At 37.8% G+C, this 23630-nt stretch carries 23 protein-coding genes and 2 pseudogenes; 22 read left to right on the top strand and 3 right to left on the bottom strand.

What is annotated here, in order from left to right; translation table 11 throughout:
* Positions 1–51 precede the first annotated feature (51 nt).
* The 7 genes and pseudogenes from argC (at position 52) to ABLB98_RS07375 (ending at position 7113) form a co-directional block, all read left to right on the top strand.
* Positions 52–1101, top strand: a complete 1050-nt coding sequence (gene argC / locus ABLB98_RS07405; protein WP_348882536.1) for an N-acetyl-gamma-glutamyl-phosphate reductase — start codon at positions 52–54, stop codon at positions 1099–1101.
* A 75-nt stretch (positions 1102–1176) separates the two neighbouring features.
* Positions 1177–1932, top strand: a complete 756-nt coding sequence (locus tag ABLB98_RS07400) for a DUF6776 family protein (RefSeq protein ID WP_348882537.1) — start codon at positions 1177–1179, stop codon at positions 1930–1932.
* Positions 1933–1951: 19 nt separating this feature from the next.
* Positions 1952–2365 carry an ATP-dependent Clp protease adapter ClpS gene (clpS, locus tag ABLB98_RS07395; protein ID WP_005160061.1) on the top strand — a complete coding sequence of 138 codons (414 nt, stop codon included), beginning with the start codon at positions 1952–1954 and terminating at the stop codon, positions 2363–2365.
* A 426-nt stretch (positions 2366–2791) separates the two neighbouring features.
* Positions 2792–2911 (top strand): annotated as a pseudogene (locus ABLB98_RS07390) (ATP-dependent Clp protease adapter ClpS); the annotation flags it as partial.
* A 113-nt stretch (positions 2912–3024) separates the two neighbouring features.
* Positions 3025–5310, top strand: coding sequence for an ATP-dependent Clp protease ATP-binding subunit ClpA (gene clpA / locus ABLB98_RS07385; RefSeq protein ID WP_348882538.1), 2286 nt, complete (start codon positions 3025–3027; stop codon positions 5308–5310).
* Complete coding sequence (locus ABLB98_RS07380; protein ID WP_348882539.1) at positions 5310–5672, top strand: YnfA family protein; 363 nt, start codon at positions 5310–5312, stop codon at positions 5670–5672. The genes clpA and ABLB98_RS07380 overlap by 1 nt, the downstream gene beginning before the upstream one ends.
* A gap of 400 nt (positions 5673–6072) precedes the next feature.
* On the top strand, positions 6073–7113 hold the full coding sequence (locus ABLB98_RS07375) for a 3-deoxy-7-phosphoheptulonate synthase (RefSeq protein ID WP_348882540.1): 1041 nt from the start codon (positions 6073–6075) through the stop codon (positions 7111–7113).
* Positions 7114–7178: 65 nt separating this feature from the next.
* On the opposite strand, the gene ABLB98_RS07370 is transcribed toward ABLB98_RS07375, so the two are convergent.
* The gene (locus ABLB98_RS07370) at positions 7179–8084 is read right to left on the bottom strand and encodes an alpha/beta hydrolase (protein ID WP_348882541.1); all 906 of its coding nucleotides are present in this window, start codon (positions 8082–8084) and stop codon (positions 7179–7181) included.
* Positions 8084–8644: a PadR family transcriptional regulator gene (locus tag ABLB98_RS07365; protein WP_087535801.1), complete on the bottom strand. Its 561-nt coding sequence runs from the start codon at positions 8642–8644 to the stop codon at positions 8084–8086. The genes ABLB98_RS07370 and ABLB98_RS07365 overlap by 1 nt, the downstream gene beginning before the upstream one ends.
* A 124-nt stretch (positions 8645–8768) precedes the next feature.
* On the opposite strand from ABLB98_RS07365, the gene ABLB98_RS07360 reads away from it, so the two are divergent.
* The 4 genes from ABLB98_RS07360 to ABLB98_RS07345 all read left to right on the top strand — a co-directional run bounded on the left by ABLB98_RS07360 (position 8769) and on the right by ABLB98_RS07345 (position 13141).
* Positions 8769–10793 (top strand): NADPH-dependent 2,4-dienoyl-CoA reductase, encoded by a 2025-nt coding sequence (locus ABLB98_RS07360; RefSeq protein WP_205666490.1) that lies wholly within the window; start codon positions 8769–8771, stop codon positions 10791–10793.
* A gap of 73 nt (positions 10794–10866) precedes the next feature.
* Positions 10867–11283, top strand: a complete 417-nt coding sequence (locus ABLB98_RS07355) for a nuclear transport factor 2 family protein (RefSeq protein WP_087546901.1) — start codon at positions 10867–10869, stop codon at positions 11281–11283.
* Between the two features lie 30 nt (positions 11284–11313).
* Positions 11314–12033 carry an SGNH/GDSL hydrolase family protein gene (locus ABLB98_RS07350; RefSeq protein ID WP_087546900.1) on the top strand — a complete coding sequence of 240 codons (720 nt, stop codon included), beginning with the start codon at positions 11314–11316 and terminating at the stop codon, positions 12031–12033.
* 19 nt (positions 12034–12052) lie between these two features.
* Positions 12053–13141, top strand: a complete 1089-nt coding sequence (locus ABLB98_RS07345; protein WP_087546899.1) for a YheT family hydrolase — start codon at positions 12053–12055, stop codon at positions 13139–13141.
* Between the two features lie 70 nt (positions 13142–13211).
* Here ABLB98_RS07345 and ABLB98_RS07340 read toward each other — a convergent pair whose 3' ends face one another.
* The gene (locus ABLB98_RS07340) at positions 13212–13658 is read right to left on the bottom strand and encodes a hypothetical protein (protein ID WP_005160086.1); all 447 of its coding nucleotides are present in this window, start codon (positions 13656–13658) and stop codon (positions 13212–13214) included.
* A 371-nt stretch (positions 13659–14029) separates the two neighbouring features.
* On the opposite strand from ABLB98_RS07340, the gene ABLB98_RS07335 reads away from it, so the two are divergent.
* The 11 genes and pseudogenes from ABLB98_RS07335 (at position 14030) to ABLB98_RS07285 (ending at position 23570) form a co-directional block, all read left to right on the top strand.
* Complete coding sequence (locus ABLB98_RS07335; RefSeq protein WP_087535797.1) at positions 14030–15661, top strand: CTP synthase; 1632 nt, start codon at positions 14030–14032, stop codon at positions 15659–15661.
* Positions 15662–15694: 33 nt separating this feature from the next.
* The gene (gene kdsA / locus ABLB98_RS07330) at positions 15695–16552 is read left to right on the top strand and encodes a 3-deoxy-8-phosphooctulonate synthase (protein WP_087535796.1); all 858 of its coding nucleotides are present in this window, start codon (positions 15695–15697) and stop codon (positions 16550–16552) included.
* 44 nt (positions 16553–16596) lie between these two features.
* Positions 16597–17886 carry a phosphopyruvate hydratase gene (eno, locus tag ABLB98_RS07325; RefSeq protein ID WP_005160092.1) on the top strand — a complete coding sequence of 430 codons (1290 nt, stop codon included), beginning with the start codon at positions 16597–16599 and terminating at the stop codon, positions 17884–17886.
* A 126-nt stretch (positions 17887–18012) separates the two neighbouring features.
* On the top strand, positions 18013–18384 hold the full coding sequence (ftsB, locus tag ABLB98_RS07320; protein WP_087535795.1) for a cell division protein FtsB: 372 nt from the start codon (positions 18013–18015) through the stop codon (positions 18382–18384).
* Positions 18368–19072, top strand: a complete 705-nt coding sequence (gene ispD / locus ABLB98_RS07315) for a 2-C-methyl-D-erythritol 4-phosphate cytidylyltransferase (protein ID WP_087546897.1) — start codon at positions 18368–18370, stop codon at positions 19070–19072. The genes ftsB and ispD overlap by 17 nt, the downstream gene beginning before the upstream one ends.
* Before the next feature lie 159 nt (positions 19073–19231).
* Positions 19232–19708: a DUF6438 domain-containing protein gene (locus ABLB98_RS07310; protein ID WP_087546896.1), complete on the top strand. Its 477-nt coding sequence runs from the start codon at positions 19232–19234 to the stop codon at positions 19706–19708.
* A gap of 586 nt (positions 19709–20294) precedes the next feature.
* Complete coding sequence (locus tag ABLB98_RS07305; RefSeq protein ID WP_087546895.1) at positions 20295–20714, top strand: YeeE/YedE family protein; 420 nt, start codon at positions 20295–20297, stop codon at positions 20712–20714.
* Complete coding sequence (locus tag ABLB98_RS07300) at positions 20711–21121, top strand: DUF6691 family protein (RefSeq protein ID WP_087546894.1); 411 nt, start codon at positions 20711–20713, stop codon at positions 21119–21121. The genes ABLB98_RS07305 and ABLB98_RS07300 overlap by 4 nt, the downstream gene beginning before the upstream one ends.
* An 11-nt stretch (positions 21122–21132) precedes the next feature.
* Positions 21133–22002 (top strand): MBL fold metallo-hydrolase, encoded by an 870-nt coding sequence (locus ABLB98_RS07295; RefSeq protein WP_249571045.1) that lies wholly within the window; start codon positions 21133–21135, stop codon positions 22000–22002.
* Between the two features lie 339 nt (positions 22003–22341).
* Positions 22342–22926 (top strand): uracil-DNA glycosylase family protein, encoded by a 585-nt coding sequence (locus ABLB98_RS07290; protein ID WP_348882542.1) that lies wholly within the window; start codon positions 22342–22344, stop codon positions 22924–22926.
* A gap of 21 nt (positions 22927–22947) precedes the next feature.
* A pseudogene (locus tag ABLB98_RS07285) lies at positions 22948–23570 on the top strand (class I SAM-dependent methyltransferase).
* Positions 23571–23630: the final 60 nt, after the last annotated feature.

Here is a 23630-nt window from a genome sequence, read left to right as displayed (position 1 = left end):
GGCGTCAAACTGCCATACTACAACCACTATTTATAGTTTGAGGTAGAGCACGTGATTTCTGTTGGCATCGTCGGTGGAACTGGATATACAGGCGTCGAATTATTACGTCTTTTATTAAGGCATCCACAAGCCCAAGTACGTGTTTTAACATCTCGAACTGAAGCAGGAAAACGTGTTGCAGATATGTTTCCAAGCTTAAGAGGGCATACAGATTTAGAGTTCTCCGATCTTGATTTAGATGCATTAAAGCAGTGTGATGTTGTTTTTTTTGCTACGCCGCACGGAGTTGCAATGCAACATGCGGAAGAGCTGATAGCTTCTGATGTTAAAGTGATTGATCTTGCTGCAGATTTTCGATTGCAAAATCTATCTGAATTTGAAAAATGGTACGGCATGCAACATAGCTGTCCAGATGTATTAGTCGATTCAGTGTATGGTTTAACTGAACTAAATCGTGAAAAAATTAGAACAGCTCAAGTGATTGGTAATCCTGGTTGTTACCCTACAACAGTACAGTTGGGTTTAGCTCCTTTACTAAAAGCTTTAGAAAAATTGATCAATCCGCAAAGTATTATCATCGATGCAAAATCTGGTGTTTCGGGCGCAGGTCGCAAAGCTAGTTTAGGCATGATTTACAGTGAGAATGCTGACAATTTTAAAGCTTATGGTGTCGCTGGACATCGTCATCATCCAGAAATTGTTGAAGCTTTAGAAAACATTTCAGGTGAAAAGGGGCAATTTAATCATCTTATTTTTGTTCCACATCTTGTACCAATGATTCGTGGTATGTTGAGTACAATTTATGTCGATTTAACTGAGCAAGCTCAGAATATAGATTTACAAGCATTGTATGAGCGTTTCTATGAAAATGAACGTTTTGTTGATGTAATGCCAGCAAATAGTTCGCCTGAAACACGTAGTGTGCGCGGTGCAAATGAGCTACGTATTGCTTTATATCAACCTCAACCGAATAAATTAATTATATTAGTTGCGCAAGATAATTTAGTGAAAGGTGCAGCCGGTCAAGCGATTCAAAATATGAATTTAATGTTCAATTTTGATGAGGCTGCGGGTTTAGAAGGTATTGGTTTATTACCATAAAAAACGCTTTTTTACTTCACACACATTTAAATTTGGATTTAAATGTGTGCTTTGATGTAAATCATAACGATAGAGATGATGATGGAAAACGCTGAACCGACTACTTCACCAGAAAGTTCCGTTAAAAAAAATAAATTCCTCAAGACGAATTTGCCTTTAGTTATTGCTGCTACATTACTGATTGGTAGTAGTTTTATGTTAGGATATACTGTTGGGCATCGTCAAGGTTTGACTGTTGTTGGTTATGATGCCGATGCTGAACAACTTGTTGATGTTGTACAAAAGCAAAAGTCAGCCTTGGACTCAGTTAGTAAAAGCTTAAATGCTGCTGTCCAAGAACGTGATATGGCAGTCAGTAATGCTGATGAGTTATTTAAAGGTATTAATCAAGCTAATGCTGATAAAACTCAGTTTGAAAGTATGAACGCCATTTATCGTGAAATTTTAAGACAACGTGGTGGTGTTAGCCTAACTGTACAAAATTTAGCGATTAAATCTTTACCCGAAAATGCTTTTGAATATCAACTGGACTTGGTTCAAGTGAACCCAAATAAACGTCGAGCTGTTGGTAGTGTTGAGTTAAGATTAATTAAAGATACTGAAGTTTTGGTTGTGCCATTAGAAGATGCCAATTTTAATTTCGATGATTTTGAACGGTTGACTGGGCGCTGGACCATGCCTAAAGGTTTCACACCTCAGTTTATTGAAGTTCGCTTATCTGGTTCAGCTACACCAGTGATTAAACGCTTTAGTTGGCAACGTGGTCAACCTGTTGATGTGAGTTCTGCTTTTGTATCAGAAATTCCTCAAGCTGAAGCAAATGCCCAATAAAATTTAGTAAGAACTGGATATGCGAAGATATAAACGTCAAATGAATTTAAGTGAAGTGAAAAATGCCTTTCATCAATCTGGATATGTCGATTGGCACTTAAATCCACGTTTAAGTGACTCGCAAGAGGATCATGATGGTGAAGTCATTGTTCAGACAGCACCACCTGAATTAAAAAAACCGCCATTATACGCTGTTGTTTTACTGAATGATGATTACACACCGATGGATTTTGTTATTGAGGTACTACAAAGCTATTTTGGAATGAATCTTGATCAAGCAAGTCAGGTGATGTTGACAGTTCATTATGAAGGCAAAGGAACAGCAGGTATTTATCCACGTGATATTGCAGAAACAAAAGCGAATCAAGTGAATAACTTTGCACGATCTCAAGGCCATCCATTATTGTGTCAGATCGAACCTGAGCAGCGTTAAAAAAAGCGAAGCTTTTTAGCTGCGCAAGACGAGCAACTGTGTTGGGAGTGAAAGCGTTAAAAAAAGCGAAGCTTTGTTCCGAGTGCAAAACGAGCAACTTTGTTGCGAGTAACAGCGTTAAAAAAGCAATGCACTTGCGTCATATATGGTTCATAAGCTAAGAGTGAAAGCGTAAAAAAGCTGCTGAATATCACTTTGAGTAACCATATCTTGCGAATGGGTCTTTAGAAAACAAGGCTATATTTCGATATGTTATTTAAGTGCTAAATCAAGACATATATTGTTTTGTGCTAAAAATATGAATCGATATACTGACAATGTTTATATTCAACCTATATATGATTTGTTAGGTTTTAACTAAGATCATAGAATATTAAAATTTTTCATAGGTTGAATACGCTTTCATAAATAAAGAATAGATTTGCTGTCTTTTTGAGCGACTAGGCAAGTCTTATTCTCTTTGTAATCGAAATTTTACAACAATACTTTGTTTTGAATCTTGACCAAGATACTCAAGTAATGCTAACTGTAGATTATGAAGTAAAGTGTTATTGTAAACGTATACTAGATAACGCTTTAAAGCCTCAGACAAACCAAGTTAATACCAGCTTATTCTAATATTATCCTTTTAGATGAAGCACAAAATATAAGGGGGTTACATGCTCAGTCGTCAATTAGAAGTATCGTTACGTTTGGCTGTTAGCATGGCTCGTCAAAAGAGACATGAGTTTCTGACAGTTGAACACTTGTTGCTTGCTTTACTTGATAATGATTCAGCAGTCAATGCGTTAAAAGCATGTGGTGCTGATATCGTTACATTGCGTAAAGAATTAGAGGAATATGTAGAGCAACATAGCCCAAAACTTGGTGATAATAGTGAACAGGCGCCTCATCCAACTGAGAGCTTTGATCGAATTTTGCAACGTGCAATTTTCCATGTTCAATCGAGTGGTGGTGACCGTACGGTTGAAGGTGCAGATGTTCTAGTTGCAATGTATTCAGAACGAGATTCGTTCGCGGTTTATTTACTTAAACGTCATCAAATTAACCGTTTAACTTTGACTCAATACCTATCTCATGGCACTCGTAAAGATGAGATTCAAGTTGAAGAAGAAGTTGAAGATATTGAAGGTGAAAGTGCAGCTTCAGCAAATGCTGGGCCACTTGAGCAATACACGCTTAACTTAAATATCGAAGCACAAAAGGGCAAAACTGATCCTTTAATTGGACGTGAAAAAGAAATTGAGCGTGCAGCACAAATTTTATGTCGACGTCGTAAGAATAATCCGTTGCTTGTTGGTGATCCGGGTGTAGGTAAAACCTCAATTGCGGAAGGTTTAGCTTGGCTGATTGTAAATGGCAAGGCACCGAAACCACTTGCAAATGCTGAAGTTTATAGCTTAGACATTGGTGCTTTGGTTGCAGGGACTAAATATCGTGGTGACTTTGAAAAACGTTTAAAACAGTTGTTGAATGCTTTGAAAAAGAATCCAAATGCGATCTTATTCATTGACGAAATTCATATGATCATTGGTGCAGGCTCGAGTATGGGCAGCACTATGGATGCATCGAATTTAATTAAGCCTGCATTAGCGAATGGTACTTTGCGTTGTATTGGTTCAACAACTTTCCAAGAGTATCGTCAGGTATTCGAGAAAGATCATGCCTTGTCTCGTCGTTTCCAAAAGATCGATGTGAATGAACCAAGTATTAGTGAAACGATTGAAATTTTACGTGGCTTGAAAAGCAAGTTCGAAGATTTCCATCATGTTGAATACGATGATAAAGCTCTTGTTGCTGCTGTTGAGTTGTCAGCTAAATTTATCAATGATCGTTTTTTACCAGATAAAGCGATTGATGTGATTGATGAGGCTGGTGCACAACGCCGTTTGAAAGCTGAAGTCGATGGTACAACCATCTCGGTTGAAAATATCGAAGACATCGTTTCTAAGATTGCGCGTATTCCACCGAAAACAGTATCTAAAGATGACAAGTCTGTACTTGAGAATTTGGAACGTGATCTTAAACGTGTTGTATTTGGTCAAGATGAAGCGATTACAGCACTTGCATCAGCGATCAAATTATCTCGTGCAGGCTTGAAAGCACCAGATAAACCAGTGGGAAGTTTTGTCTTTGCAGGTCCAACAGGTGTAGGTAAAACCGAGGTTACGAAACAACTTGCGAAATTGCTCGGTGTAGAGTTGGTTCGTTTCGATATGTCTGAATATATGGAGCGCCATGCAGTTTCTCGTTTGATCGGTGCGCCTCCAGGCTATGTTGGATATGATCAAGGTGGTTTGCTGACAGATGCGATTCATAAAAATCCGCATTGTGTACTCTTGCTTGATGAGATTGAAAAAGCACATCCAGATGTATTCAACTTGTTGTTACAAGTCATGGATCATGGTGCTTTAACAGATAACAATGGCCGTAAGTCTGATTTTAGAAATGTGATCATTGTTCTTACGACTAACATCGGTGCAGAAAGTATTGTTCGCGCGAGTATTGGTTTCACTGAACAAGATCATAGTGCAGACAATCAGGATGCAATGAAACGTGCATTCTCGCCAGAATTCCGTAACCGTTTGGATGGTGTTATTCAATTTAAAGCACTTCCGACTACGATTATCGACTCAGTTGTAGATAAATTCTTGACTGAGTTACAAGCGCAGCTTGATGAGAAACAAGTGGTACTTGATGTTGATCAAAGCGCTCGTGATTGGTTGTCAGCTAATGGTTATGACCGTCTGATGGGTGCTCGTCCAATGCAACGTCTGATTCAAGAGCATTTGAAAAAGCCACTTGCTGAGATGATTTTATTTGGTGAGCTTGCAGAGCATGGTGGTAACGTTGCGGTTTCTGTGAAAACAGAAAATGGCAAAAACATTGGTTTAAAATTGGAAGTATTTGAAGATCATATTAACCCGAGTGCTGAACCTGCTTAATGTTTGAACTGTCTTTCTCTATAACCCAAGTACTTAAAGTATTTGGGTTATTTTTCGTCACAGCAATCGCTGAAATCTTAGGTTGTTATTTTCCTTATTTAATTTTGAATCAAGGAAAGTCGCATTGGTTATGGGTTCCTACGGCGTTAAGCTTAGCCGTCTTTGTTTGGTTACTGGCTTTGCATCCTGCTGCGTCAGGGCGTATTTATGCGGCTTATGGTGGTATCTATATTTTCACGGCATTGATGTGGTTACGTTATGTTGATCAGGTGTTATTAACTCGATGGGATATATTAGGAGGAATGATTGTTTTGTGTGGTGCAAGCTTAATTATTTTACAACCACAAGGTTTGGTACGTTAAATGCTACAAAATATTTTTCAAAAACACTTGTCAAATGCTGAAATAGTGCGTAATTTAAGGGTTAGCAACAGTTTTTTAGATATTTGAAATAAACATGTTAAAGCATACTGTAAACACAAACGCATACTTTTATTTTTGGCAATATATGTAGTTGCCTGATGCGTTTCGGGCAGCAAAAAAAGGGTTGCCCAACCAGTTAATACCTGATCGGCAACACCGATCAGGTTTTTTTATGCTTTAACAATCATGATTTTAGGAGAAATACCATGTATACATTCAATTATTCATATTTTAGCAAGATTTCTTGGTTTTACTTTGCAAAAAAATCAACATCACTTAGATCACACTTGCTCAAATAAATGATAGGACTGCGAAGAAGGTCAGTCCAAAGGAATTGAAAATGAATGCTTTAAATACTGCTTTGACACAACCACACACTCATTCAAAAGAATCAATACTTAGCTTGCCATCACAACTCAAAGCACAGTATCCCTTGTCTGCAACTTTAGCGCAGCAAATTTCAAAACATCGTCAAACGATTCAGAATATTTTATCTGGACATGATCATCGCTTAATGGTGATTACGGGTCCTTGTTCGATTCATGATCCTATCGCGGTACTCGAATATGCTGATCGCCTTCAACAACTACAAGAACAAGTAAAAGATCAAATATTCTTGGTGATGCGTGCATATATTGAAAAACCCCGTACTACCGTGGGTTGGAAAGGTTTCTTATATGATCCAAATTTAGATGGATCATCAGATTTACAACTTGGTTTAGAAAAGTCTCGTGCACTTTACTTACAACTCATCGAAAAAGGCTTGCCGATTGCCAGCGAAATTTTAAGTCCAATGGCAACAGGTTATTTTGATGATTTACTGGCTTGGGGTGCAATAGGTGCACGTACCAGTGAATCACAGATTCATCGTGAAATTTCTAGCCATATGCCGTACAGTATCGGCTTCAAAAATGGTACAGATGGTTCAATCCAAATTGCTTTGGATGCGATTCAGTCTGCACTGCATGGTCATCAATTCTTAGGTATGACCCAACAAGGTTTACCTGCAATTTTGCATAGCAATGGAAATCCTTTACCACATTTGATTTTACGTGGTTCAAATCATGGAACTAATTATGATTTAGCTTCGATCCAAGCCATGCATTTCAAACATAAGCAATTACCGGCACTGGTGATTGATTGTAGTCATGGCAATAGTGGCAAAGACCCATTACAACAACCGAATGTTTTAAAGCAGATCATTGCAGAACGTACTGAGTCGAAAGTTCGTGGTGTGATGATTGAAAGTCATTTAGTGAATGGGAATCAAAAGATTTCTTGCGATATGACATATGGGCAATCAGTAACCGATGGCTGTTTAGGCTGGGATAAAACTGAAAAGTTATTGCTGGATGTGGCCGAGCAGATGAGAAGTCATTAAATTAGTTTAATAGCCAGTTTATAAATAAGCTGGCTATTTTTAGGTGGAAAATAGCCTAAGTAAAATTATGTTTCTCGTAAAAAATTGCCAATTTCCTGACTAAATTTTCTAGGTTCAGTAATTAGTGGTGTATGCCCAGAACGTTCAAAATAAACCGCTTTGGCATTGCTCAGACTTTTAGCAATGATGGTTTGTCCTGTTTCAGGGTAAAGCGTAGATTCACGACCAATAAAGAAGGTTGTTGGACAATCAATATGACTGATTGCTTCACGATAATCTTCATCGTGATTTAAATAGTTCTCTACATACCAAAGCAAGTAATCTAGGCGTTGAATTGGGAGTAAATACTTTTGTAAGAATGGGCGATGTAATGCGAGTTTGAAAATTTTAGGGCTGTAATTGTTGCTGCTTTGAAACTCAATGAATCCAACCCATAAACTGACTAGCTTAAAACGTATTTCTTTGGGTAAATCTTCCAGTATTACATCGTCTTTGTATTCCAATAATAAAGTTTGAATATCAAGGAGTAAGTTTTTAAATTGCAAATGTTTCTGACCAAATAACCCATACTGCCAAGTTTCATCGACCGAAATCTTTGGCGTTTGATCGATATGTAAATAGGCTTTGAGTTTTGACCCTAAATCAGCATGTTTCATACCATGCATAGCTGTGGTTGCACCCATGGAATAACCGATCAGGATAAATTGGTCTAATTTTAATTGTTTAATAAGTGCATCTATATCATTCCAATGACTCGAAATGGCATCGGTATTTGGTATAGCACAATCTTTTGAACCACCAAAACCACGCCAATCTGGAATAATAAATTCGTATTTTTTGCGACTTGCAAATAAAAAAGGAAGCCATTGCCAACTTTGCATACCTAGTCCTGAGAGTACGAGTACAGGTTCACCTTCACCCACACGACGTACAAATAATTTTTCTTGGTCAGGCATGCTATAAAACGGCATTATTTTTCTCCAATTTCGTTTGTTTGTTCGAACTTTTGAAGCTGAGGAATCATTTGTTCTAACCATCTTATCCATTCGATTTCTTTAATGATACCGAGTTCCAGAATCATTTTATGAATAAATAAGACACGATTAGTAGGTTCATTATTTTTAAAGTCTTTGTCATGGATTGTTTGATAAAGACTAAGTTTTTCTTTATGAAGTTCTAGATGTCGTTCAAGTTCAGGCAAAATATTATTGCCGCCAAGCTGTGCTTCTGCTCTTAATCTAACCATGAGGTCATCACGAAGTTGAGCAGGCTCGCTTTGTTGTTGAATCCATGCAGCAAGTTCTATTCTGCCTAGTTGTTCAACTTGATAAGTTTTTTTACGGCTATTGGCAGCTTGTTCTTCTAATGTAGAAATCCATCCTTTTTTCAGCATTCCATTAAGTTCGCGGTAAATTTGCTGATGAGTCGCGTTCCAAAAGAAGCCCATTGAACGGTCAAAACGACGAGCTAAATCAAAACCTGTACTTGGTTTCTCTAATAAGCTCGTCAATAAAACATGGGCAAGTGACATGATGATCCGTAATAAAAAATGACTCATCAGAATTATGCAATATGTTGCATAAAAATCAAATCTTGTTTATAACTTTATGCAACAAGTTGCATTAGCAAGCAGATTGCTAGCCAAAGGAGAAAACATGTCAGCTTATCCACATTTATTACAACCACTTGACTTGGGTTTTACCACATTAAAGAACCGTGTGCTTATGGGCTCTATGCATATTGGTTTAGAGGAAGCGCCTCAAGGCTATGAACGTATGGCTGCATTTTATGCGGAACGTGCCAAAGGTGGTGTAAGTCTGATTGTAACTGGCGGTGTTTCTCCAAATGATGATGGTGTTGTATTTGCGCATGGTACAAAATTAGATTCAATAGAAGAAGCAGAAAAACATAAAGTGATTACCCAAGCTGTACATGAGGCTGGTGGAAAAATCGCAATGCAAATTTTGCATACAGGGCGCTATTCTTATCAAGCAAATATTGTTGCGCCATCAGCGATTCAAGCACCAATCAATCCGATTAAACCAAAAGCATTAAGTTCAGCAGAAGTTCAGCAAACGATTGATGATTTTGCAAACTGTGCCAAGCTTGCACAATATGCAGGTTATGATGGCGTTGAAATCATGGGCTCAGAAGGTTACTTGATCAATGAATTCATTGCTGCTCGTACCAATCACCGTGATGACGAATGGGGCGGTAGTTATGAAAATCGTATCCGCTTTCCTATTGAAATCGTTAAACGTACTCGTGACTTAGTTGGTGAAAACTTTATTATTATTTATCGTTTATCGATGCTTGATTTAGTCGAAGGTGGTTCAAGTTTAGAAGAAGTTGTACAACTTGCTAAAGAAATTGAAAAAGCAGGTGCAACCATTATCAATACAGGGATTGGTTGGCACGAAGCACGTATTCCAACGATTGCAACGAAAGTACCACGTGCTGCATTTACCTGGGTAACTGAAAAGCTAAAAGGCTCAGTTTCAATTCCGTTAATCACATCGAATCGTATCAACACACCTGAAATGGCTGAACATGTACTGGTTTCAGGTCATGCAGATATGATTTCGATGGCTCGCCCAATGTTGGCTGATCCAGATTTTGTATTGAAAGCGAGTGAAGGTCGTAGTGACGAAATCAATACCTGTATTGGTTGTAACCAAGCATGCTTAGATCATATTTTCTCGATGAAAATTGCTACATGCTTAGTCAATCCACGTGCATGTTATGAAACTGAGCTGATTTTTAAAGAAACAAATACAATAAAAAATATTGCAGTAATTGGCGCAGGTCCAGCGGGTCTAAGTTTTGCAACATATGCAGCGAGTCGTGGCCATAAAGTTAAAGTGTTTGATTCAAATAATCAGATTGGTGGTCAGTTTAATATTGCGAAAACCATTCCTGGTAAAGAAGAATTTTACGAAACTTTACGCTATTTCAAACGTCAGATTGAGTTACAGCCAAATATTGAGCTAGTACTTAATCATACAGTGACTTATGAAGAACTCAGCCAAGCGAATTATGATGAGATTGTTGTTGCAACAGGGGTAACACCGCGTCAATTACAATTTGAAGGTATTGATCATCCAAAAGTATTGAGCTACATCCAAGTATTAAAAGAGCGTGTTCCAGTCGGTAAGCGTGTTGCGATTATTGGTGCTGGTGGTATTGGTTTTGATACAGCGGAATATTTAACCCATGAAGGTGATAGCGGTAGTTTGAACCCTGAAAAATTCTATGCGGAGTGGGGTATTGATACGAGTTATGCCCATGTAGGTGGTTTAAAGCAACCTGAGCTAGAGAAATCTGAACGTGAGATTTACTTATTACAACGTAAAACAGCAGCTGTTGGTGCTGGATTAGGTAAAACGACTGGTTGGATTCACCGTACAGGCTTAAAACATCGCGATGTCAAAATGATTGCTGGTGCGAGTTATGACAAAGTGGATGATCAAGGTTTACATATTACTGTAGATGGTCAGACCACAGTTTTAGAGGTTGATAATGTTGTGATTTGTGCTGGTCAAGAATCATATACAGCAATGTTCGATCAACTTAAAGCAGATGGTAAGAATGTTCACTTGATTGGTGGTGCGAAGGAAGCGGGTGAATTAGATGCTAAACGTGCGATTCGTCAAGGTGCTGAGTTAGCAGCAGTTCTATAAATAAAAGATGAGACATTCTCTGTGTTAGGAGAATGTCTCAAACTTCATTAGCTTAGAATATAAGGAAATTACAATGACAATCGAAACAACTAAGCAAGCGTTAGAAAAATGGCATCAGATGATCAAAACAGGTGACCTTTCAAATTTAAATGAGTTATTAGCTGACGATGTGGTATTTCGTTCACCTGTTGCTTTTAAGCCTTATGAGGGAAAACGTGTAGTTTTCTTCATTTTAACGAATGTGATTCAGGTGTTTGAAAACTTTACTTATCACCGTGAGTTCTACACTGAAGATTGTGAAAATGTCGTGTTGGAGTTCAGTGCTAATGTAAGTGGAAAATCGCTTAAAGGTATTGATATGGTTCGTTTTAATGCACAGGGAAAAATCATTGATTTTGAAGTCATGATTCGCCCGATGAGTGGTTTGGCCGCATTGGCAGAAAAAATGGGTGCACGCTTCGCACAATATCAGCCAAACGCATCTCAGTAAAATAGCCTAAGCAATATTGAGATCATTAATATGTGGTTAAAACTTTCAACTTTTGCATTATTACCTGTAGTTGTAATACAAGGTTTGAAGGTTCGTAAAAACACACCACGACTTTTAGAAGCGAGTGGTGACCGTGATGGTCTTATTGGACAAGGACAGCCACTCTCTTTACTCATTTTAGGTGATTCGGCAGCAGCTGGGGTTGGTGTTGAGACCCAGCAAGATGCTTTATCTGGTGCGATTATTTCAGAATTAAAAAGAGAATATTTGTTGGACTGGAAATTGCATGCAAAAACTGGTGATACAACAAAACAAGTTTATCAAGCGATCCAACAATTAGAACCCAAAAAATATGATGTAGTCGTCACTTCAGTTGGTGTCAATGATGTGACTAAATTAATTTCTGCTAAAACTTGGATAAAACAACAAAAACAATTATTTACTCAAATACAAAATCATTTTCAGCCAAAATTGATTATTGTGTCTGGAGTCCCGCCAATGCAGCATTTTCCTGCATTACCCAATCCATTAGCATGGTTATTTGGACAATATGCAGAACAAATGAATCAAACATTAAAACAGTGGTTAGCCCCACAGCCACAATTTAGATTTATTGAATACGATATTAAAAATTTTCAGGCGATGAATTTATCTATGGCAAGTGATGGCTTTCATCCAAGTAAAGAAATCTATGCTATTTGGGGGCAACAGGTCGCGACATTGGTGCGACAAACATTTACTCGTGGTTAGATAGAGGTTTTTATTGAATATGGGTATATCTGCTTTAGATAAAATTAAAGTGTTAGGCTCTGAGCTGCTTGATTCTGTACTTGGTGCTGAGCAACCCAAAATGTACTATGACCCGAAAGGAAAAATAAAAGACGTTTTGGAAAAATTACCTCAGTTAAAGAAAAAGTATCGTCCAACACCTTGGCTTAGTAATACTCATGTACATCTTTTATATTTTGATATCATTAGAAAAAAAACAATTAAGCTTGAATATGATCGCATTGACCAACTCATCATGCAAGATGGTGGGGTTACTGCAGTTGCATGGTATAGCTATAATCTTCCGGCCGAAACGCCTACAATCGTAATTATGCATACGATTACAGGTACGCCAGAAAGTATGCGTGAACTTGTTAAAGACTTACATGCATATACGGGTTGGCGGATTGCACTTTGTTTACGCCGTGGACATGCAGGTTTACCTATGCCAGTACCTCGCATTTCTCTTTTTGGCTTGACTGACGATTTACGAGAGCAACTGAACCATATTCAAACTCTTTTTCCAAAATCAGATTTGTATGCAGTAGGTTCGTCAGCAGGAACAGGACTTTTAGTACGTTATCTTGGTGAGCAAGGCTTAGACACACCATTTAAAGCAGCTTTTGCAATGTGTCCTGGCTATAACACTGAAATTGGCTTTAAAAATGTACATCCTTTTTATAGCAAAATGATGACTAAAAAATTATTCAAATACTTTATTTACCCTTATGAAAATACATGGAATCAGGTTGCTTCGCTGAAAAAGGTATTAGCAACAACAAACTTAGAAGCCTTTGAGAAAGAATATTTCGAGATGGTAGGTTTTGACGATTATCAAAGTTACTGTAAAGCAATTAATCCAATTTATGTATTGGAGAATATTAAAATTCCATTGATGGTACTGAATGCAGAAGATGATCCTGTTTGTTCAATTAAAAACTTAGAACCTTATAAAGAAGTTATTCAGCAAATGGAAAATATTGCTGTAGTTACAACAAAAAAAGGAAGTCACTGTGGTTTTTACGAAAGTTTAGAAGTGAAATCGTGGGCATCACGACTGATGGCAGACTTTTTTAAACACTACTCCTAATTTCTAGGCTATAAAAAAAGCCACCAGTCGCTTTACAACGACTCATGGCTTTTTTGAGAGGTTAAATAAATTAATTATTTAATGCAGGTGTTGCTGCCGCAATCGCTGCAGCAACCGCATCGTCTTCAGTTTGTGCTGGAGCGGGTTTGACGGCTTTAGGTTGTTCAACTTTTGCTGGTTTCTGCTCAGTTTGCGCAGGTTTTGGTTGTTCAGCTTGTGCCGTTGTTGTCTCTTCTGCTGTTTGAGCTGGGCGAGTTTCACGACGAATTTCTGTAGTTGTATTTGGCGTTTCTTCTCGACTCATCTCAATCACTGGAGCTGGCGTTGCTGGTTTATCTACGCTTTCCAAAGGCTGAAATTCTTGGTTTTGTTGTGGTTGAGATGCTGCTTGAGTCGTTTGTGTTTCAGAAGTTTGTTCTGATGGTTCTTCATTTTTTGGCTCTTCTTTTTTGACACAAGCAGTAAGTAATAGACCAGTTGCAAGTGCAGCACAGATTAAAAGTTTTTTATTCGCCATTGTTAAAGCTACATATTGAATGAAAGATGCCAGTGATTATAGCAGTAAAATTAAATGAAAAAATCCCTAGGATTTATTGAGCTTGTTGATATTTTATAAATGCTTGCATCAGTGTATCTGTTGAAATTGTAATATGGTCAAAATCTTCAAATGAATTTATTTCTGATCTAAAATTGTTTTTAAACATTAAACGTAATTTATGGATGAAATATCCACAAACCCCATAAATTTTTATTGAAAATGCTGATAGAATAGTCAGTTGTTTATAGTTCTTTGAATTGATGCGGTTTGACTTTGCTTTATAGGGGCAGAGTACAGTAAAATTGCCCAACATTGTAGGCCGATTTCGGCTCGATTGTACGAGAAACTCAATGACCCATTTTATTTTTGTCACTGGTGGTGTGGTTTCATCACTAGGTAAAGGTATTTCTGCTGCTTCTGTTGCCGCACTTTTGGAAGCTCGTGGCTTGAAAGTCACTATGGTAAAAATGGATCCATACATTAATGTCGATCCAGGTACCATGAGCCCATTTCAGCACGGTGAAGTTTTCGTCACAGAGGATGGTGCTGAAACTGACTTAGATTTGGGATATTACGAACGTTTCTTACGTCGTGCGAAAATGACCAAACTGAATAACTTTACCAGTGGTCGTGTCTATCAGGACGTTTTGAATAAAGAACGTCGTGGTGATTACTTAGGTGGTACGGTTCAAGTTATTCCACATATTACAGATAATATTAAAGAACGTGTACTTCGCGCAGGTGAAGGCTACGACGTTGCAATCGTTGAGATTGGTGGTACTGTTGGTGATATCGAATCACTTCCTTTTATGGAATCAGTACGTCAGTTGATGGTAGAGCTTGGTCATAAACGTACCATGTTGATGCACTTGACATTATTACCATATATCAAATCTGCTGCTGAACTTAAAACCAAGCCAACTCAACATTCAGTTAAAGAACTTCTTTCGATCGGTATTCAGCCAGATATCTTAATCTGCCGTACTGAATATGATGTTGATGTTGATACTAAACGTAAAATTGCATTGTTCACCAATGTTGAAGCGCGTGCCGTTGTCGTCTGTAAAGATGCAAAAACAATTTATCAAATTCCACGTACATTCTACGAACAAAATGTTGACGATTTAATTTGTGAACGTTTTGGTTACAACGACCTTCCAGAAGCAAATCTTGAAGATTGGGATAATGTTGTAGAAGCATTATTGAACCCTGAATACACGGTTCGTGTTGCGATGGTCGGTAAATATGTTGAATTACCAGATGCTTATAAATCTGTAAATGAAGCACTTTTACATGCAGGTATTCAAAATCGCGTTAAAGTTCAGATTGACTACGTGAATGCGGAAGACCTTGAACAGCAAGATATGAGTATTTTGAGCACTGCTGATGCGATTTTAGTACCAGGTGGTTTCGGTGAGCGTGGTACTGAAGGCAAGATGAAAGCTATTCAATATGCACGTGAAAACAAGATTCCATTCCTAGGGATTTGTTTAGGTATGCAGTTGGCTGTGATTGAGTATGCACGCAATGTTGCAGGTATGCCTGAAGCGAGTTCAACTGAATTCAATCGCTCAACTAAGTATCCACTCATTGGTTTAATTACTGAATGGTTAGATGAACGTGGTGAATTACAACAACGCAGTCTTGAGTCGGATCTTGGCGGTACGATGCGTTTGGGTGCACAAAAGTCTGAACTAGTTGAAGGCACAAAAACACGTGCAGTCTATGGTAAAGCTGAAATTACAGAGCGTCACCGTCATCGCTATGAAATGAATGATCGTTTTATTCCAGCGCTTGAAGAAGCAGGAATGAAAATTTCAGGTTATTCATCAGTACAACATTTGGTTGAAACTGTAGAAATTCCTGAACATCCTTGGTTTATTGCTGTACAATTCCACCCAGAATTTACAAGCTCGCCACGTGATGGTCATCCATTATTTGCTAGCTTTATTGAAGCTGCAAAAAAACAGCATCAAAAGTAAGTACTAAGTTTTAAATAAACTGGGAAAGTTTGAATGTCACAATTAAAACCACAAGAAGTTGTACGTTTAGGCGATATACAAATGGCAAATCATTTGCCATTTGTATTATTTGGCGGAATGAACGTACTAGAGTCAAAAGATTTAGCATTTGAAATTGCTGAAACTTATGTCGATATTTGCAAACGCTTAGATATTCCTTATGTATTTAAGGCAAGCTTTGATAAAGCAAACCGTTCAAGTTTGAATTCTTTTCGCGGTCCTGGTTTAGAAAAAGGGATTGAATGGCTTGCGGACATTAAAAAACATTTTAATGTGCCAATTATTACGGACGTTCATGAACCTTACCAAGCAGCGCCTGTTGCTGAAGTTGCGGACATTATCCAACTCCCAGCTTTCTTAAGTCGCCAGACTGATCTTGTTGAAGCAATGGCAAAAACTCAAGCCATTATCAATATCAAAAAAGCACAATTCTTAGCACCACACGAAATGCGCCATATTTTGCATAAGTGTTTGGAAGCAGGAAATGACAAACTCATTCTTTGTGAACGTGGTTCAGCATTTGGTTATAACAACTTGGTTGTAGATATGCTTGGCTTTGACATCATGAAAGAAATGAATGTACCTGTATTTTTTGATGTCACCCACGCATTGCAAACGCCTGGTGGTCGTGCTGATTCTGCGGGTGGTCGCCGTGCTCAAATCACGACTTTAGCGCGTGCAGGTATGGCAACAGGTTTAGCGGGTCTGTTCTTGGAAGCACATCCAGAACCTGAAATCGCAAAATGTGATGGACCGTGTGCTTTGCGTTTATCTCAGCTTGAGCCATTCTTGGCGCAATTAAAAGAATTGGATACTTTAGTTAAAGGATTCAAAAAGTTAGATACCCATTGATGTAATTGTTTACATCTTATTTTCATTCAACAGAGGAATTGTTCATGAGCCAAATCGTTGACATCCGCGCACGTGAAATTTTGGACTCTCGTGGTAACCCAACCATCGAAGCAGACGTTATTTTAGAATCTGGGGTTGTGGGTCGTGCATGTGCACCATCTGGTGCTTCGACTGGTTCTCGTGAAGCTTTAGAACTTCGTGATGGTGACAAAGCACGCTATTTAGGTAAAGGTGTTAAAAATGCGGTTAATAACGTAAACACTTTAATCCGTGATGCTTTAGTGGGTAAATCAGTATTTGAACAAAAAGACATCGATAACACGATGATCGAGCTTGATGGTACTGAAAACAAAGAAAAACTAGGTGCTAACGCAACTCTAGCTGTTTCTTTGGCTGCTGCTCGCGCTGCTGCTACTGAAAAGAAAATTCCTCTTTTCCAATACATCGCAGACTTGCGTGGTCAAACAACTTTGAGCATGCCTGTACCAATGATGAACATCATTAATGGTGGTTCACATGCCGACAATAACGTTGATATTCAAGAGTTCATGATTGAGCCAGTTGGTTTCACTTCATTCTCTGAAGCATTACGTGCAGGTGCTGAAATCTTCCATTCTCTAAAATCAGTTTTAAACAAAAAAGGTTTAAACACTGCTGTAGGTGATGAAGGTGGTTTTGCTCCGAACTTGCGTTCAAATGAAGAAGCAATCACTGTTATTCTTGAAGCGATTGGTCAAACGGGTTACAAAGCGGGTTCTGACATTATGTTGGCACTTGACTGTGCATCTTCAGAATTTTACAAAAATGGTCAATATATTCTTGCAGGTGAAGGCAATAAAGCATTCACAAGCAACCAATTCTCTGATTATTTAGCTGGTCTTGTAAATCAATACCCAATCATCTCGATTGAAGATGGTCTTGATGAGTCTGATTGGGAAGGTTGGAGCTACTTAACATCAATCCTTGGTGACAAAATCCAATTGGTTGGCGACGATTTATTCGTAACTAATCCTAAGATTTTACAACGCGGCATTAATGAGAAAGTCGGTAACTCTATTCTGATCAAATATAACCAGATCGGTACGTTGACTGAAACTCTAGATGCAATCTACCTTGCAAAAGCAAATGGTTATAGCACTGTAATTTCACACCGTTCAGGTGAAACTGAAGATTCAACGATTGCTGACTTGGCAGTAGGTACAGCAGCGGGTCAAATCAAGACGGGTTCACTTTGCCGTTCTGACCGCGTAGCGAAATATAACCAATTGCTTCGTATCGAAGAATTAACGAATGCAGCTTACCGCGGTAAAGCTGAATTCAAAGGTCTAAACTAAGGTCAATTTATCTATGTTGAATACTTCTGATCATCTTTTTTTACAAAAGACAGAAACTCTGCAAATTCATAATCATATAGAATTTGCAGGTGATCTTCCTTGTAAGAAGGATGTAGGGAATTTTTCATGATAGAGATGTTTCGATCGACCTCGAGTAAATTGATTCTGTTACTTGTCATCTTTTTGGTGGCAAGTTTGCAGTATCAATTTTGGCTAGGAGAGGGAGGGTATTTTCCTCATCAAGCCTTGACTCAACAGATTAAGCAACAAGCAGAAGTAAATACGGAGCTTAAAGAGCGCAATCGTATTTTAGCAGCCGAAGTTTTCGACTTAAAAAATGGAACGGAAGCGATTGAAGAACATGCACGCTTAGATTTAGGTTTAATCAAGCCAAATGAAACTTTTGTGCAAATGAGTACCATCAGTACCCATTACAAACCAATTTATATCGATCCAAATGCAAAAATAGATACAGCAACCAATGAAAACCCAGACTAAGCTGTGGGCTGTTGTTCCAGCCGCAGGTTCAGGCAGTCGTTTTTCAAAAACTGAATTAAAACAATATCAATATATTCAAAATCGTACTGTACTTGAGCATACAGTTAATCGATTAAATACATTGGATTTAGCGGGTTGTGTACTTGCAATTGGTGAGAATGATAATTTTGCTAGAACACTTTCTTTTGATCATAAAGAGAAATTACATTTTTGCTTAGGCGGTGCAGAGCGGGTTCATTCTGTATTAAACGCACTGATTTATTTATCTGATATTGCGGATGAAAATGATTGGGTATTGGTGCATGATGCAGCCCGTCCTTGTGTTACGCGTGCTAATTTAGAGCAATTGGTTAATTCTGCAATAAAACATAATCAAAGTGCAATTTTGGCTATTCCAGTACGTGATACTTTAAAACAAGTGCGTGTTGAACATCAGATTGAAAAAACTGTAAGTCGCGAGTTGTTGTGGCAAGCACAAACGCCACAGATCGCAAAATTAAAAATATTAAAAAATGCGCTTGAAACAGCATTGATAGATCACTTGACGATTACTGATGAATCAAGTGCATTAGAATACGCTGATTTTCCTGTACAAGTAGTACAAGGTCGTTCAGACAATATTAAAATTACTTATCCTGATGATTTGGAATTGGCTCGACTGATTCTGCAATCACAAAACTCTTATTAATTGATTTTGGCCTATAACTCAATGCATGGTTGAGCTGATAGCAAATCTTAAATAGCCTAAGTAAGCTTAATGCAATATCAATATTTTAACATCAATATAAATGACAACAATTTCACTGTTTGTTAAATTTGAACAACATACTTTATAACGGATCAACAAATGAAAAAATTATTAATCGCAAGTCTTTTTACTTTCACATTAGTCGGTTGTGCGTCTACACCACCACAAGCTCAGGATGCGGTGCAGGAAACCATTCGCTATTCATCTAGTCCATGTTTTGGTGCTTGTCCAATTTATTCGGTAGAAATCTCACCTTCTGGAACAGTGAATTTCAATGGTAAGCAATATACTAAAGTGACGGGTACTCAGACGTTAACAATAGATCCTTCGGTATATAAAAAATTACAACAGGAGTTGAAAACTTATCGTCCAGAAACAGGTGCAAACTTTAAAACAATTGGCTGTCAGCAAACGGCAACTGATCAACCGAGTGCATATTTTGTTTGGATTAGACCAGATGAAACAACAACGAAATTAAGTCACTATACTGGTTGTATTTCACCAGCAAATATAGAATTAAATAAACTGATTGATAAGCTTCCTAAATTGATTGGTATCGAAGATTTAGTACGCTAATGTCCATGAGAGTCTAAAATAGATAAATTTGTCTCAAGTATAAGAATGAACCATGCGGAGGAGTCTTAAATGACAGCTTTTATAATCATGAAAATGAGTATGTAAGAAGAAGATTATCCTCCTAATCTTGCTGTAGAAGCATTCCGCAATGCGTTCAAGCAAGCCAGTGTTCGACTGTGATATTGTGAAAAATCATCTTTTATTGGAATAATCACTGAGAGCTGAAATTGGTATCATTAAAAAATAAATCAACATGTCCTAAAACCCAAGAAAAACAGGCTATTGTATATTTTGATGCGGCAAATTAGCTCTAGAATTCGAATGGTCTGGGAAAAGCAAAATTAAAGATTATTTGTTACTCTGGCATATCGAGGCATATTTTAATGCAGATTTCAGATATAAATCTTCAAATGGTGAAAAAGCAGAATTACGCAAGTTAAATTATCTTGTAAATGATTTTCCTATTTGATTTGTTGGGAGGGTATTGGCTGAATTTGAATAGAAATTCTGTAACAATAAAGAGCTTTAATTATTATACTTAATAATATAATATAAAAATATATAATGTTTTTTTTGCGGATCAATTATGTCTAGCATTATTTCTGCTTTAATCGGTGGTGGAATTTTAGGGCTTGCAGTCGTTGGCTATTTATATGTGAATGGTCGTATTACAGGCATCAGTGGTCTGCTTGCACAAGTGTTACAACCCAAGCTATTGGTTCGAAGCTCAGCTATGTGGTTCTTATTGGGGCTACTGATCACACCATTTATTTATCAGATATTTATAACACCTGAGATTGTTATTAAATCATCTCCAATTGGATTGATTATTGCTGGTTTATTGGTTGGTTTTGGTACTCGTTTGGGTTCAGGCTGTACAAGTGGGCATGGGATCTGCGGGATCAGTCGCCTATCTATACGCTCCATGATTGCTACAGTTACATTCATGTTAGCTGGAATAATAACTGTATATGTTATTCGTCATATCTTTGGAGTTGCGCTATGAAGAATGCACTTGCTTTTTTATTTGGTAGCTTGTTTGCGCTAGGCTTGCTGGTTTCAGGAATGTCTAATCCTGAAAAAGTTTTAGGTTTTCTTGATATTTTTGGAAAATGGGATATCAGTTTGATGTTCGTGATGATAGGTGCAATCATTGTGGCGATTCTTCCATTTCAAAAAGCGATTCGAAATCCGAAAACGATTTTTGGTGAAGAAATATCATTACCAATCAGTACCCAAATTGATAAAAAATTAATAGTTGGGTCGAGTCTTTTTGGAGTTGGTTGGGGCATTGCCGGAATCTGTCCCGCACCTGCAATTACATTGATTGGACTAGGTTATTCACAAGCCTGGTATTTTATTGCTGCAATGCTGGTGGGAATGTTTATCCATCGCTTTTGGGCTGAACGATAGGAGACAAACTTATGCAACCTCAAGTCAAGGCATTCTTTGATCAGGATACCAATACATTCAGCTATGTGGTTACTGACCCAGGTACAAAGGTTTGTGCAATCATTGACAGTGTATTGAATTATGATGCGGCATCGGCTTCAACATCAACTCATGGTGCAGATGAAATTATTCAATACATTGAAGAAAACCAGCTCAAGGTGGAGTGGATTTTAGAAACTCATGTCCATGCGGATCATCTAACTGCCTCACAATATTTAAAAAGCAGGGTAGGTGGCAAAATTGCCATGAGTGAAAAGATTGCAATTGTGCAGGAAATTTTTAGTGCAATCTATCATATTGATCTTAAATATTTTAATACCCATCAAACCTTTGATTACCTATTTAAGGATCATGAACATTTTAAGATTGGTGAGATGGATGCCTACAATATTCCAACTCCAGGCCATACGCCAGCCTGTCTGAGTTATGTGATTGGTGATGCTGTTTTTGTCGGTGATACATTGTTTATGCCTGATTATGGGACAGCGCGTTGTGACTTTCCAAAAGGTAGTGCGGAAATTTTATATGACTCTGTGCAGCAGCTTTATAAGTTACCTGAACAGACTCGCGTTTTTCTTTGCCATGACTATAAGCCTGATGGAAGAACTGAGTTTGTGTATGAAACCAGTATTCAAGCACAAAAGCAGGGCAATATTCATTTAAATGCCACAACCACCAAGCAGGATTTTGTGCGGATGCGTCAGGTGCGTGATGCAAAATTAACAATGCCAAAACTAATTCTACCGTCTATTCAAATCAATATGGATGCAGGACGTTTTCCTGAACCAGAATCGAATGGAATACGTTATCTGAAATTACCGCTAAATTATTTCAAATCCTAGACTTATCTTAGGAAACCTTGTTTTTGGTAATAAGGATTCTTTTAGCTTAACTATATAAATAGCCTAAGTGAATTTTAAAAATTTGGGGAATAAGACTATCTCATAACTTAAAAACAAGATTTAATCTTTAGACAATCATGACGTGTGGACAAGTGGTTCGTGGGGAAATCGTGACAACTCAAGCAGTTTGACAAGAATTTAATTTCTTATTTTGAAGTGGGGCGAATTTGATGCAGATATGATAATCAACACTAAGAGATAGAAAGGTGATGTTTATCGTAGTAATTTGCATCCTGAGCTGCTTAAATTATTAGTGAACAGGTATTTTTTAGCGGCACGATGATAGAAGTAGAAACCCATCCACTCACTCCATTTTTGCCTGGCAATGCAAAACTGCTGATGCTGGGGAGTTTTCCACCACCTAAGAATCGGTGGAAGATGAACTTCTATTATCCAAACTATCAAAATGATATGTGGAGAATATTTGGTCTGATTTTTTTCAGTGATAAAAACCACTTTTTAGATTTACCTAATAAAAATTTTAAGGAAAGTCAAATCCGTGAGTTTTTGTCTCAAGCTGGAATTGGGATATTTGATACGGCCTATCAAATTAAACGATTGCAGGGCAATGCCTCAGACAAGTTCTTGGAAATTGTGACTCCAACCGATTTGTCAGCTTTGCTTGAGCAAATACCAATGTGCCATACCATTATGACAACGGGAGACAAGGCCACAGATACGTTGATGCAGCATTTTCCAGATCAACCTATCAAGCCCATGATCGGTCAATCTGTACAGGTGAATTATGACAATCGTGAGCTAAGCTTATATCGCTTGCCCTCATCATCACGGGCCTATCCATTGGCGCTCGAAAAAAAAGCGGATGTTTACAAACAGTTCTTTGAACAAATTGGTTTGGTTTAACTATAAAAGGAGGGGAAATGAATGAACGATGTTGCCAGTCCAATTCACTTACGCAATCATGATGATGCTGTAGAATGGTAAGACACGGCGAATGTGAAACGCCCGTGGAGAAAGGATTTCTTTGATTATTATGCCAATTTGATTAGAACTCATGCTTCTGATCAAGATCATATTCTGGACTTGGGAGCAGGGCCAGGATTTTTAGCGCAACATTTATTGTCGCAATTGCCCAATATTCAATATACCGCTTTCGATTTTTCTGAGGCTATGCATCAGCTTGCTCAACAGAAGTTAACCTCCTCTGAACGGGCAAGAGCCAATTATTTCATTGGAAACTTTAAAGAGCCTGAGTGGAAAAATGCTGTAAATCAAAAATATGACTTTATTATCATTCATCAGGCATTGCATGAGCTTCGACATAAAAATATGCTGCTGATTTACATAAAAAAGTAACAACCTTATTAGAACCTCAAGGTTGTTACTTGGTTTGTGATCATCTATATGCACCTCATGCCATGCAAAATGACCAGCTTTATATGAACAAACAGGAGTATATCGATGCTTTAAAAGCGGCAGCTTTTGAAAATATCAAGATGCCTTTAGAGATTGAGGGGCTGTGCCTGTTTGAAATGCGTTTAGATTAGATTTTCCATCATTCTTGGGTATTTGATCCATCTAAAATCATTGATCTTGAATACAGGCTT

Source organism: Acinetobacter yuyunsongii, assembly GCF_041021915.1.
GTDB lineage: Bacteria > Pseudomonadota > Gammaproteobacteria > Pseudomonadales > Moraxellaceae > Acinetobacter.
This window is presented reverse-complemented; position numbering and strand designations above follow the sequence as displayed.

Coding starts and splice junctions, on each gene's coding strand:
- ABLB98_RS07400 (WP_348882537.1), top strand. CDS start 1,177: ATGATGATGGAAAACGCTGAACCGACTACTTCACCAGAAAGTTCCGTT.
- clpS (WP_005160061.1), top strand. CDS start 1,952: ATGCGAAGATATAAACGTCAAATGAATTTAAGTGAAGTGAAAAATGCC.
- clpA (WP_348882538.1), top strand. CDS start 3,025: ATGCTCAGTCGTCAATTAGAAGTATCGTTACGTTTGGCTGTTAGCATG.
- ABLB98_RS07380 (WP_348882539.1), top strand. CDS start 5,310: ATGTTTGAACTGTCTTTCTCTATAACCCAAGTACTTAAAGTATTTGGG.
- ABLB98_RS07375 (WP_348882540.1), top strand. CDS start 6,073: ATGAATGCTTTAAATACTGCTTTGACACAACCACACACTCATTCAAAA.
- ABLB98_RS07370 (WP_348882541.1), bottom strand. CDS start 8,084: ATGCCGTTTTATAGCATGCCTGACCAAGAAAAATTATTTGTACGTCGT.
- ABLB98_RS07365 (WP_087535801.1), bottom strand. CDS start 8,644: ATGTCACTTGCCCATGTTTTATTGACGAGCTTATTAGAGAAACCAAGT.
- ABLB98_RS07360 (WP_205666490.1), top strand. CDS start 8,769: ATGTCAGCTTATCCACATTTATTACAACCACTTGACTTGGGTTTTACC.
- ABLB98_RS07355 (WP_087546901.1), top strand. CDS start 10,867: ATGACAATCGAAACAACTAAGCAAGCGTTAGAAAAATGGCATCAGATG.
- ABLB98_RS07350 (WP_087546900.1), top strand. CDS start 11,314: ATGTGGTTAAAACTTTCAACTTTTGCATTATTACCTGTAGTTGTAATA.
- ABLB98_RS07345 (WP_087546899.1), top strand. CDS start 12,053: ATGGGTATATCTGCTTTAGATAAAATTAAAGTGTTAGGCTCTGAGCTG.
- ABLB98_RS07340 (WP_005160086.1), bottom strand. CDS start 13,658: ATGGCGAATAAAAAACTTTTAATCTGTGCTGCACTTGCAACTGGTCTA.
- ABLB98_RS07335 (WP_087535797.1), top strand. CDS start 14,030: ATGACCCATTTTATTTTTGTCACTGGTGGTGTGGTTTCATCACTAGGT.
- kdsA (WP_087535796.1), top strand. CDS start 15,695: ATGTCACAATTAAAACCACAAGAAGTTGTACGTTTAGGCGATATACAA.
- eno (WP_005160092.1), top strand. CDS start 16,597: ATGAGCCAAATCGTTGACATCCGCGCACGTGAAATTTTGGACTCTCGT.
- ftsB (WP_087535795.1), top strand. CDS start 18,013: ATGATAGAGATGTTTCGATCGACCTCGAGTAAATTGATTCTGTTACTT.
- ispD (WP_087546897.1), top strand. CDS start 18,368: ATGAAAACCCAGACTAAGCTGTGGGCTGTTGTTCCAGCCGCAGGTTCA.
- ABLB98_RS07310 (WP_087546896.1), top strand. CDS start 19,232: ATGAAAAAATTATTAATCGCAAGTCTTTTTACTTTCACATTAGTCGGT.
- ABLB98_RS07305 (WP_087546895.1), top strand. CDS start 20,295: ATGTCTAGCATTATTTCTGCTTTAATCGGTGGTGGAATTTTAGGGCTT.
- ABLB98_RS07300 (WP_087546894.1), top strand. CDS start 20,711: ATGAAGAATGCACTTGCTTTTTTATTTGGTAGCTTGTTTGCGCTAGGC.
- ABLB98_RS07295 (WP_249571045.1), top strand. CDS start 21,133: ATGCAACCTCAAGTCAAGGCATTCTTTGATCAGGATACCAATACATTC.
- ABLB98_RS07290 (WP_348882542.1), top strand. CDS start 22,342: ATGATAGAAGTAGAAACCCATCCACTCACTCCATTTTTGCCTGGCAAT.